The sequence below is a fragment of the Robertkochia solimangrovi genome (assembly GCF_007279655.1).
GTDB classification, from domain to species: domain Bacteria; phylum Bacteroidota; class Bacteroidia; order Flavobacteriales; family Flavobacteriaceae; genus Robertkochia; species Robertkochia solimangrovi.
The window spans coordinates 149,496-161,235 of the sequence record NZ_QKWN01000010.1 but is presented as its reverse complement, the minus strand read 5'-3'; the positions used below and the strand labels follow the sequence as shown (position 1 = coordinate 161,235).

The 11,740-nt window shown below is 39.9% G+C and carries 12 protein-coding genes; 8 read left to right on the top strand and 4 right to left on the bottom strand.

Translation table 11 applies throughout. The features are described from left to right. Position 1: 1 nt before the first annotated feature. Genes DMZ48_RS14620 through nirB form a run of 3 tightly spaced genes read right to left on the bottom strand, consistent with a single transcriptional unit; the run spans position 2 to position 3,483 of the window. On the bottom strand, positions 2–580 hold the full coding sequence (locus DMZ48_RS14620; protein ID WP_143955902.1) for a DUF4202 domain-containing protein: 579 nt from the start codon (positions 578–580) through the stop codon (positions 2–4). 6 nt (positions 581–586) lie between these two features. After that, positions 587–964 carry a nitrite reductase small subunit NirD gene (nirD, locus tag DMZ48_RS14615; RefSeq protein WP_143955901.1) on the bottom strand — a complete coding sequence of 126 codons (378 nt, stop codon included), beginning with the start codon at positions 962–964 and terminating at the stop codon, positions 587–589. A gap of 11 nt (positions 965–975) precedes the next feature. After that, entirely contained in the window at positions 976–3,483 is a 2,508-nt protein-coding gene (nirB, locus tag DMZ48_RS14610) for a nitrite reductase large subunit NirB (RefSeq protein WP_143955900.1), read from the bottom strand. 359 nt (positions 3,484–3,842) lie between these two features. Between nirB and DMZ48_RS14605 the strand changes: the two genes are divergently transcribed. The 8 genes from DMZ48_RS14605 (at position 3,843) to DMZ48_RS18925 (ending at position 9,793) form a co-directional block, all read left to right on the top strand. Next, a complete protein-coding gene (locus DMZ48_RS14605; RefSeq protein WP_143955899.1) occupies positions 3,843–4,217 on the top strand; it encodes a DUF7009 family protein in 375 nt (124 codons plus the stop codon). Between the two features lie 775 nt (positions 4,218–4,992). Beyond that, positions 4,993–5,679, top strand: coding sequence for a sensor histidine kinase (locus tag DMZ48_RS18815; RefSeq protein ID WP_242009221.1), 687 nt, complete (start codon positions 4,993–4,995; stop codon positions 5,677–5,679). 2 nt (positions 5,680–5,681) lie between these two features. Next, entirely contained in the window at positions 5,682–6,434 is a 753-nt protein-coding gene (locus DMZ48_RS14595; RefSeq protein WP_143955897.1) for a LytR/AlgR family response regulator transcription factor, read from the top strand. A gap of 109 nt (positions 6,435–6,543) precedes the next feature. Next, the gene (locus tag DMZ48_RS14590; protein ID WP_143955896.1) at positions 6,544–8,079 is read left to right on the top strand and encodes a nitrilase-related carbon-nitrogen hydrolase; all 1,536 of its coding nucleotides are present in this window, start codon (positions 6,544–6,546) and stop codon (positions 8,077–8,079) included. Between the two features lie 224 nt (positions 8,080–8,303). After that, complete coding sequence (locus DMZ48_RS14585) at positions 8,304–8,705, top strand: histidine kinase (protein WP_143955895.1); 402 nt, start codon at positions 8,304–8,306, stop codon at positions 8,703–8,705. 6 nt (positions 8,706–8,711) lie between these two features. Then, a complete protein-coding gene (locus tag DMZ48_RS14580; protein ID WP_338420312.1) occupies positions 8,712–9,008 on the top strand; it encodes a sensor histidine kinase in 297 nt (98 codons plus the stop codon). Between the two features lie 77 nt (positions 9,009–9,085). Beyond that, the gene (locus tag DMZ48_RS14575; RefSeq protein ID WP_143955893.1) at positions 9,086–9,367 is read left to right on the top strand and encodes a LytR/AlgR family response regulator transcription factor; all 282 of its coding nucleotides are present in this window, start codon (positions 9,086–9,088) and stop codon (positions 9,365–9,367) included. A 117-nt stretch (positions 9,368–9,484) separates the two neighbouring features. Continuing rightward, positions 9,485–9,793 carry a LytTR family DNA-binding domain-containing protein gene (locus DMZ48_RS18925; protein ID WP_143955952.1) on the top strand — a complete coding sequence of 103 codons (309 nt, stop codon included), beginning with the start codon at positions 9,485–9,487 and terminating at the stop codon, positions 9,791–9,793. A 71-nt stretch (positions 9,794–9,864) separates the two neighbouring features. On the opposite strand, the gene DMZ48_RS14565 is transcribed toward DMZ48_RS18925, so the two are convergent. Continuing rightward, positions 9,865–11,535, bottom strand: a complete 1,671-nt coding sequence (locus DMZ48_RS14565) for a formate--tetrahydrofolate ligase (RefSeq protein WP_143955892.1) — start codon at positions 11,533–11,535, stop codon at positions 9,865–9,867. Positions 11,536–11,740 lie beyond the last annotated feature (205 nt).

Here is an 11,740-nt window from a genome sequence, read left to right as displayed (position 1 = left end):
TTTAGCCGATAGCTTTTTGGATTAGGTGTAGACTTGATTCAGACAAGGGAAGGGACAAAGCCGCGTTTCTTCCATCTTCAGACATTTTATTCCAGGTTTTTTGAATGATATCGACTATTTTATCTTCCGGATGTTTACCCGCGAAATCTTCAAAGTAGAATTCAAGAAACACCAGGCAGATCACATCCTCAAGTGTTTGTACGCCAGGATCGTTCTTCAGTCCTTTTTTACGAATCAGAGTGGTCACCCTAGCGATAAAATCAGGTTCATATCCCGCACTTTGCAATATCGCTTCAGTGGTATTTGCATGGAATTTTTTCAATGCCTCTCTCCAGCGTAAATATCCGGAGCGGTTATCGGGATATTCTTCCCGTGGGATTTCCCATCTGCCAATATGCTGAGCACGGGCTGCCAGGCGTAAAGCTTCTGATGCATTTGGATTAAACTCCGATAATTTTTGCGTCATACGTTCGGCATAGAGTACCTCCTTTGGATAAGAAATTCCACTCCAAACCTCCTTATGGGGGTCCTGAGCATTGTATTCGTCAATTTTACTGATCGCTTTTTCGAAAGATGTCATGTTATATTAGTCTGTAAAGCCAATATACACATTTTCATCCTCAATTTTAACCGGATACACACTAATACTTAGGTCATCCCCACCGAGACTTTTACCATCAATAAGTGAAAACGTCTTTTTGTGAAGCGGACAAGCGATTTTTGGAATATCATTCAGATCGCCGGTCATTCCTCTGGAAAGAACCATTTCGAGTCTGTGCGGACAAAGATTCTGACATGCGTACCAGGTATTGGTTCGGGTAAAATTAAAGACCGCGATTTGCTTGTCATTATATTTAACGCAGGCTCCACTATCACTTGGGAATTGATCGATGGTACCTGCCCTGAACCAGTTCTTCACTTCGAAGGTCTTGACGCTGTTGTATTTTTTTAAAAGTTCCTGCATGATGATTGATTTTACCAGGGTTTAGGCATTTTTTGATCGCGTAACGGCACGTAGCTTATATTTTCATCGGGATCTTCCGCGTTGATAAAGTGTCGGAATCGTTTTGCTATTTCCGGATCTTCGATCGCCTGTTTCCATTCACAGGTGTAGCGATCTACAAGTGATTCCATTTCTTCCTCAAGTTCTCCGGCAATTCCCAGGGAATCCCTGATGATTACATCTTTCAGATATTCGATACCTCCATCCAGCTTCTCCAGCCATGGAGCCGTACGCATCAGGGGTGCAGCGGTACGGATATAGAACATCAGAAAACGATCTAGATATCTAATACAGGTCTCATCATCTAATTGTTCTGCAAGTAATATGGCGTGTTTAGGGTTGGCACCACCGTTTCCACAGACATATAGATTCCATCCGCCATCTACAGCGATAATACCGAAGTCCTTACCTCTTGCCTCTGCACATTCACGGATACATCCGGAAACACCTCCTTTTAATTTATGTGGTGACCGGATACCTCGATATCGGTTTTCGATGTTGATGGCGAAGGTTACGCTTTCGTGCATTCCATATCGACACCAGGTAGAGCCTACGCAACTTTTTACGGTACGCAGTGCTTTTCCATATGCGTGCCCGCTTTCAAACCCTGCATCGATAAGTTCTTTCCAGATCAGGGGAAGTTCATATAATTGTGCACCGAAAAGGTCGATTCGCTGCCCCCCTGTAATTTTGGTATACAGGTCATATTTTTTAGCGATCGCTCCCAGAACCATAAGTTTATCGGGTGTTATTTCACCGCCGGGGACCCGGGGTACAACTGAGTAAGTACCATTTCGCTGAATATTGGCCAGGAATTTATCATTGGAATCCTGAATGGCCGGTTGACGGTTTGCTGTTTCGGCATGAATACTCGCAAAGATTGAGGCGAGCACCGGTTTGCAAATTTCACATCCATGACCTTTTCCAAATTCATTCAATGCAGTGTCGTAGTCTTGTATATTTTTTACTTTGACGAGGTCATATAATTCCTGACGATTCAGTTCGAAGTGTTCACAGATGGTTTCTTTGACCGTTTTCCCCATTGATTTCAGGGTTTCCGTGACCAGGTCGCTAACCATAGGTTTACATCCTCCACATCCGGTGGTGGCCTTTGTGCTGGTGATCACATCCTTTACCGAGCAACAATTTCCTTCGAGAATGGCTCCGCAAATACTTCCTTTACTGACACTTTCACAGGAACATATCTGTGCGGTTTCCGGCAGATCAAGTACATTTCCTAAAGCAGAACCTGCTCCGTCCCGACTCCCCAGAATAAGAACTTCAGGGTCTTCAGGAAGCTTCATTTCGTTGAGGTAAAGTTGGAATAACGTGTTGTAATCTGAAGAATCGCCCACGAGAATGCCACCCAGAAGTTTGCTGCCGTCTTTGCTGATGTTGATTCTTTTATAGATCCCTTTTTGCTTATTCTCATAAGTGATCACTGAAACACTTTCATTTTCGATGAAGGGATCCCCGAAGCTGGCTACTTCGGTACCTATAAGTTTTAACTGCGTCGACATATCGATCGATGGCGACATCCGTTTGTCTCCACCGCAGATCTGGTCTGCTGCAACTTCAGCCATTTCATATCCCGGAGCTACGAGTCCGTAAACCATGTTGTTGTAGAGTGCAACTTCGCCAATGGCATAGATATCAGGATTAGAGGTTTGCATTTTATTATCTACGGTAATTCCTCCGCGTTCACCGATGAGCAATCCGGCTGAAACGGCGAGTTGGTCTCTCGGACGAATACCTGCAGAAATGATAAGCATATCTGTGGAAAGGAAAGTGTCATCGGCAAAAGCAAGTCCTGTGATGGCATCATCACCTGCGATGTGTTTAGTAGCCTTATTCAGATGAATTCCTAGTCCCATACCAGTAATCTTATCGGCTAGCATGGAACTTGCATTATCATCCAGCTGTCTCGGCATTAGACGGGGAGCGAATTCCACTACATGTGTTTCGAGCCCGAGTTCTTTACCTGCATTCGCCGCTTCAAGTCCGAGTAAACCACCACCAAGAACCGCAGCTGTACTTCTTCCATTTTCCTTTAACTTAAGAGCGTAGGATTTTATCGCATCGAGATCTTCGATGGTACGGTATACAAAAACTCCTTTTTTGTCAGCTCCGGGAATTGGAGGGACAAAAGGGTAAGACCCAGTGGCGAGTACCAGCTTATCATAGCAATACGTGTTACCTTTATGATCGGTGACCGTTCTGTGAATACTGTCGATCGTACTGATCATAGTAGTTGTTTTCAGATCGATATTATGTGATTCATACCAGCTACGTGATGCCAACTGCAGATCATCAGCCCCGGTCTCATTAAAATATTCACTGAGGTGAACACGGTCATAGGCAGGGCGGGGTTCTTCTCCGAATACCGTTAGCCGGATCTCTTTAAATTCAGAACGGCTTACCAGTTTTTCGCAAAACTTGTATCCTACCATTCCATTTCCAATTACGATCACCTTTTTCATAGGTTGTGATTTTGATTTTTTTAAAGTTTCAGCATCTCCGGCGGGATACCGGTAAGGTTCAAAATACCGTATTATAACGATTTCTACGTATAATTTTTATCAAAAATAAGTAATAATACTTAATTCAATCTACTATTTAGGGATAAAAATTACGTAGTTGTCTAAATTTTGCATTTATTTGAATAGGATAATTGAATTTTAAATTTCCTGTAAAGAATGATTTATGATTTTGAGATAAATGAAATAAAGGATTGTAAGAAAGATGGGTGGATTTGGTGTGGAATTCAATGGAATTCCGGTATTTCTGCTTTATAATACGCATAAAATGAACTAATTTAGTAAATGGAAATTCTTTCGCTATGAAACTGAGAATAAAAGGAAATACGATCCGTTTGAGATTATCCCAGGGTGAGGTTCATACATTTTGGGACCAGGGTTCTGTAAGTGATTTTACCGTATTCGATCCGATCACACAGTATGGATTAACCTATGAATTACGTTATGATCGCGATACCCGGGTGGTTTCGGCTGTCTATAAAGAGGGACGTATTCAGGTAAATGTACCTCCAGGCATAGCAGAAGAATGGGCAACTACCGAACAGGTGGGATTTCAGAATGAAGAGATTCCGGGAGAGGAGTTTGAGTTGCATATTTTGGTTGAAAAGGATTTTCAATGTCTTCACAAACGTCCGAATGAGGATGAAACTGATAATTTTCCAAATCCTTTAGCCTGATCGAAAGGATATCTGTTTTTCCGGGTATAGATAGTTAGGCTTACGTCAAAGCGTTTTGTTGTTCGTCACCTTGGTTTTTAATGCTTATATTTCTTAAATTTCATGGTGTTTCGTTTGCTGACAATGGTTTTACGTCCACTATTTCTTATGTTTAAAAAGGTGACTTTGAAATTTTTGAAAATCAACTTTATAAAAATTAATACTGCCTTCAATTGTATTTATTTAACTTTAAAGTTCATTGAGTCGTTCAAATTATTGAGTAATGTAACAGTTCAACCCTTCGAAACGACCATTGAGCCTGAAGTCATTTCATAATTCAAACAATGGTCTAATATTTAATCAAAATTTCTACAAATCAGAATTCTGAGATGGAAGGAAACCTTTGAACCAATTTAAAATGCAACTCAATAAGCAAAAACGTTTCGAATATGTAGGGTTTAATGATACTTGGTTTTCCATAATTGGAATTTTAGTAATAAGTATAGTAACCACTTATCTTTTGAATATTATCAATGAGGCACCTTCGGCAACCATTATGGTTTTAAATTGGATTGTCGCATTATTTTTTACGAGTATAGACTGGTTCATCAACCGATTGATCATGATTTATTTACGGATAAAATTTCCCTCTTTTTCAGCGGATATAAAGCGTATCATTTTTTTTTTCCTGGCGATAGTTTGTTCGGTAATATCAGTCAATTTTTTAGGAACCAGACTACTATCGCTAATTCCGGGCGTGAACGTTATTGATTTTAAATCGCAAATTGAGGTATTAGTGATAATCATTTTATTAACGATCATGATAATGGCGATCTATGAAGCCATTTACTATAATATTCGATTTAAAAAATCTGTAAGGGAAGAGGAACAAGCCAATAAAGCCTTAGTACAGGCACAATTGGATGCATTGCAAAATCAGACACAACCCCATTTTTTCTTTAATACCTTAAATACACTTCGTGATTTAATCGATCAAAATTCAAGGGAGGAGGCTAAGGAATTTGTAGACAAGTTATCTGAAATGTATCGTTTTTTATTAGAGCTTGGTAATGACGATTTGATCCCGCTAATGAAGGAGTTGAGATTTGCCAAGGCTTATATCCATATACAGTCAGAGCGGTTTGGTGAAAATCTGAAATTGAATTGGGATATTCCAGAAACTTCACTGGATTCCATGATTGTACCTATGTCGCTTCAGCCTTTACTCGAAAATGCTATCAAGCACAATGTGGTATCCAAAGCAAAACCCTTATTGATAAATGTGAGTATCCAGGATAATAAATTGGTCGTTGCCAATAAACTGGAACCAAAATCTACACAATTACCATCGACAAAGGTGGGGCTTATCAATATAGAAAAACGCTATACCTTGATTTCCGGTAAATCGATTGAATTCGAAAATGAAGGGAATCGATTTAGAGTTTGGCTACCACTATTAACAGTATCAGATAAAAGAGATTAACCATGCAAATATTGATTATTGAAGACGAACCAAGAGCAGCCAGCCAATTACAACGGATGCTAAACACCTGTAATTTCGATTTTCAATTTTTGGATATCATCGATACCGTGGAAGATGCCGTAATATGGTTTGAAGAACATTCTCATCCTGATCTGGTGTTTATGGATATTCAATTGGCCGATGGATTGAGTTTTGAGATTTTTCAAAAAACGACGATTGAGATTCCGATTATTTTTACCACAGCCTTTGATCAATATGCTATTCAGGCCTTTAAAGTGAATAGTATTGATTACCTCTTAAAACCCATTCAAAAAGATGACTTACGCCTGGCTCTTGACAAATTTATGAAGTCGAACAATTCGAATGTCGTTGAACCCAGCGTATTAAAGGAATTATTAGGTAGCCTAAAAGTAATTCAAAAGCGGGAAGGTTTACTGGTAAAAGAGGGAAAAGGGTTCATACAGATCAGAATTTCTGCGTTGCTTTACTGTTATTCTGAGGACAGTATTACCTTTGGTGTTACCGCACACAAGCGCTTCATAATAGACGAATCTATAGACGATCTTTTCAATTCCTTAGATCAATCCAAGTTTTATAGAATAAACCGAGGACAAATCGTAGCCAAAACCGCCATACTTAAAATTGACCCTTATTTCAATCATCGTGTTAAACTTTCAATAACTGAACCAAGGGATCAGGAATTTATTGTTAGCAGACCAAAGACAAGCGATTTTAAGTCTTGGATGAACCAGTGATACAATCGGTTACAGTTCAACTTCCCTTTACGATAGTTCAATGTTTTTAGCTTCATAGGATCTATGGAATCCATGATATTGCACGCATAATCATCTAAAACCATTTATTATGAAAACTTCATGGATCAAAAAATTATCGTATGTATTGATTTTAGTATTACTCTCTATAATTTCCAATGGACAATACGCCATCTTTTTCGCCATTTGGATTTTCACTGCTATGCAACTTTTTGCATTTAGAAAATTACCGAGATGGAAAGGGCTTTTACTGACATTTATGGTGATCGCCACTGGCTACTATACAGGTACCGATGTGGCACCCTTTTTACCGCTTTATATGGCAATCATTATTACCGTAATTTTCAGTTTACTCACAACGTTACCGTATTTAATCGATTCCTTTTTTCCAAAACACAGGAGTTCTTTTCTCAGTACATTTATTTTTCCCACGACTGCAGTCCTAATTGAATATGCGTATCATCAGGTCGATCCGTTTGGAAGTTGGTGGCATGTTGCATACACACAGCATTCACAAATGCTATTACTTCAATCCGTCTCTGTATTTGGGATGGGGTATATTACCTTTTTGATCGCATGGTTTGCTTCCGTTTGTAATTGGGTCTTTGAGTATAGAAATGCATGGGGAATGATAAGAAGGGGTGTATGTATATATGCTTTTGTTTTAGGATTAACATTGATCTATGGAGGATATCGTGTTCAGTTTCAAAGACCGGATTCCAAAACTATTCGAGTAGCTTCAGTTTCTGCTTTGGATAGTCTGAGAATATTTATTGATGTTCAGGGATTGAAAAATTCAGAAACCAGTAATCAGGTAAAAATGGAAACCAGAAGAAAGTCCTCTGCGTTAAACCAGGACTTATTTAAAAGAAGTATTGCAGAAGCAGCAGCCGGTGCAAAAATTGTTTTATGGGCAGAAGGCAGTAGTATCATATTAAAAGAAGATGAGAATGGCCTGTATGCACAAGCGGGTCAGATCGCTTCTAAGCAAAATATATATTTAGGTTTGGGGGTTGCGGTGGTTGATCCCACAAATAGTAAGTACCTGGAAAACAAATTTGTCTTATTTGACCCGACTGGTAATAAGGTTATGGATTATTGGAAGGGCATATCAGTGCCGGGCGCAGAAGCCCCAATCAGTAACAATAAAATTACGGGGATACAAAAAGTAGAAACTGCATATGGAACCATTGCCGGAGCGATTTGCTTTGATCTGGATTTCCCGCAATATTTGAAGCAAGCCAAAGGAGCTGATATATTATTGGCCCCCAGTAATGATTATATGGAAATTGAACAATTGCATAGCAATATGGCTAAATTCAGAGCTTTGGAACAAGGCTTTAATTTGATCAGACAAACGGGTTCAGGCCTCTCAACAGGAGTAGATTATACGGGAAAGATACTTAGTGAAATGAGCGATTTCAAAACTAAAAGCAAAGTTTTGATAACACAATTACCAATGAAAGGTACAAAGACAATTTATTCCATGATTGGAGATAGTTTCATCGTATTTTGTGTATTCTTGTTAATGTTCGTCATAGTGAAGATTAAAATACCTTCACACAAATTGCAATGGTTGTCCAAAGTATCCAGAGAGGTTGACACCGGGAATTGCCAGAATCCTTAAACTAGAATGTAATAGTTTCAAACGCTTTAAATAGGAGTTCCAGCTTTCGTCATCCCATTTTGCAGTTCGTCAGATAGGTCTTTCAAGCCTGGTGTGTTCAATATTACTTTGCGCATGTTATCCAAATAAATATTTTTACATGATGAAACGCCTTCCCATTCTGTTATTTACTTTTTTATAAAGTTCTTTTTGGAGGATCAGTCATTAATGCCGGTGATTTTCTAATGCTGAGCATTAGGTTAGCAGTGGTGCTGTTCAGGATCGTTTTTATCGGGTATCGGGAAAGTACCGAGTTTAGATTATACGAAAAAGATCTCGAGTTAAGTGAACGCAGAGCTTTACATGCCAATGCGTCTCTTGCCGCAATCAATGGAAGATTTAATCCTCATTTTCTATATAATTCATTAAATTCAATTACCTCGTTGTCTAAAACAGATCCGGTTAAAACAGAGCATATGGCCATGTCACTGGCGTCATATTTCCGTAAGAATACGAATAGAGAAAATACGAATGTTATATCCATAAGTGATGAATTGGAAAGTATCCGCCATTATCTGGAAATTGAAAAGATCAGGTTTGGAGACCGTTTTCAGTTTGAAATCATTTCATCGAAGGATCTGAATTAGAAATCCATTCCGAGGAATCTGTTACAACCGTTAGTTGAAAATGCCATTAAGCATTCGGTAGCCAGATCGATTGATCCTGTGTTTATCAGGATTGTGATAAAAGAAATCGGGCAGGGATTACAGATCATTGTTGCGGATAATGGTCCGAATTTTCCCGAAGGACTGGGAAGTGGATACGGATTACAAAGTGTACATGATATTTTGAAATTGACCTGCGGTGAACAAGCCTGGCTTGAGTGGGAAAATAATCCGGAAAAAAGTATTATCATCCAAATTGAAAACCTTGAAACAACGCTTTCCTAAAAATGAACACAACTAAAAAACTAACCGCAATTATCCTCGACGATGAGAAGCTGGCAAGAGATCGGTAACAAAGGCAGTTGTTAACTCATAATAAACTGATCCGTACTCTTGGTGAGGCATCCAATGGCAACAAAGGTAGGGAGATGATCGAGTCATTGAAACCGGATTGTATTTTTCTGGATATTGAAATGCCGGGGTTGAACGGATTCGAAATGTTACGTTCACTCACATTCATGCCGGAAGTCGTTTTTTGCACCGCATTCGATCACTATGCGGTTAAGGCATTTGAAACGAACAGTATCGATTATCTTTTAAAACCGGATTCTGAAGAAAGGTTAGCACTAACAATGGATCGTTAACAACAACTAAAGGGTTCTGATGAAAACAAAGCATCGGTGGCTTTATTGAAAGATCTTCAGAACACTGTGGTCAAAGCCCCTGAACGAACTTCGCTGGCAGTTAAAAAGGGAAATTAGATAATATTTGTCAAGCTTAAGGAAATAACTCATTTTAAAGCTCAGGAGAAATATGTCATTATATGTTGTGATAACGGTTCGGAATACCTTATCGAACAATCATTGGTTTCGTTGGAAACGGAACTTCCATCAGCCTTTAGAAGGATTCATTTCTCAATTATTATCAATACGGAACATATTCGGATAGTGGAAAGTTATTTCAATAGCCGATACCGATTCACATTGAATGATCGCTTACAGCAGGTGCTGACCTCTGGACGTAGTTACCAGCAAACCATCAAAGAATGGATAGATGCTGGTTTTTTGTAAACGGAAGCAACGAAATGTATAGCATTTAAAAACGCTTCCGAACACCTGAAGTTTCGGAAGCGTTTGTTTTATCAGGATAATCCGGTAATGGAGCCGTTATTATCCATATCCATATTTTCAGCTGCAGGGGTTTCAGGAAGTCCGGGCATTCGTAACATATTTCCAAGAATCGGAATCAGAAATCCGGCACCGGCTGCAATCTCGAATTCCCGTATCGTAACCGTGAAATTTTCAGGACGGCCGGGTAATTTCTCATTGTCTGACAATGATTTTTGTGTTTTAGCCATACAAACCGGGTAATTACCATAACCCATGCTTTCAAATTTTTTCAATTGTTGTCGAGCCTTGTCGGTAAAATTAACTCCGGAAGCGCCATAGATCCCAGTGGCTATTTTGTTGATCTTTTCTTCGATACTGTCTTCAAGATCATAGGTCGGTACAAATGGCTTTTTCAAGCCTTCGCAAATATCTTTAACCTTTTCTGCCAGTTCCAGGGTTCCCTTGCTACCTTCGGCAAATCCATTACTTACGGAAAATTCAACCCCCATTCTTTTACAGCCTGCCTGCAATGCAGCGATCTCATCGGTGGTGTCACTTGTAAATTTATTGATACTTACGATAACCGGGAGTCCGAATTTCTGAATCGTTTCTACATGTCTTTCCAGATTGCTCATTCCTGCGGTTACTGCTTGAGCATCTTCTTCGCCTAATGTCTTTAATGGTTTTCCTCCGTGATATTTCAAGGCACGGATAGTGGCAACGATCACAACAGCTTTCGGCGATATTCCCGCATACCGGCTTTTTATGTTCAGGAACTTTTCGGCTCCCAGATCGGCTCCAAATCCAGCTTCAGTCACTACATAATCTGCCAGCGACATCCCCATACGGGTAGCGATGATACTATTGGTGCCCTGTGCTATGTTGGCGAAAGGACCACCATGGATCAGCACCGGTGTACCTTCGAGTGTTTGAACCAGATTTGGCTTGATCGCATCATTCATGAGAATTGCCATAGCTCCTTCAGCATTGAGATCGCGGGCATAAACGGGTTTACCCTGAAAGGTGTCTCCTATATAAATGTTGCCAAAACGCTCTTTAAGATCATCAGGATCCTTAGACATACAAAGAATAGCCATGATCTCGGAGGCTGCGGTTATATTGAAACCGGTTTCTCTTGGCATTCCTCCACCTTTACCCCCCAAGCTGCTGATGATGTTTCGGAGTGACCGGTCGTTCATGTCGATACATCGCTTCCATAATACCGTTCTTGGGTCGATTCCGAGATTTCTGGTCTTGCTTTGAATATTATTGTCGATAAGTGCTGCCAGCAGATTGTTCGCTTTTTCGATCGCATTGAAATCACCCGTAAAATGAAGGTTTATATCTTCCATAGGAATCACTTGTGAATAGCCTCCTCCGGCCGCTCCTCCTTTAATTCCGAATACAGGTCCCAGAGAGGGTTCCCGTAATACGGCCACGGTTTTTTTACCCAGTGCAGACAATCCGTCTGCGAGTCCGATCGAAATGGTGGTTTTACCTTCACCTGCCGGTGTAGGAGTGATGGCAGTGACCAAAATTAAATTGCTTTCATCCACCTTTTTACTCTCGGTTAACGAGAGGGGAAGTTTAGCTTTGTATTTGCCGTAGCACTCCAGATCATCTTTTAAAATACCCAGTTTTTGGGCGATGTTTTCAATAGGTTTTATGTCGGCGGCTGTTGCTATTTCAATATCAGTGTGCATAGTGTTGAATGCGGTTTAAGATTGTGTTTCGCTTTGTTTAATCGGGTGATACGAATTTACGGGTTCTCTGGCTCACTTTTAATGATAATTGTCAATCTGTGAACCTCCGTCCTGAAAGACTAAGGCAACTGTATTTTCATAAATTGGTTCAGAGTCTCGGTCAGGAACAGGCCAGATCTTGTGGCAGTAGAAATTAAGCTTAAAC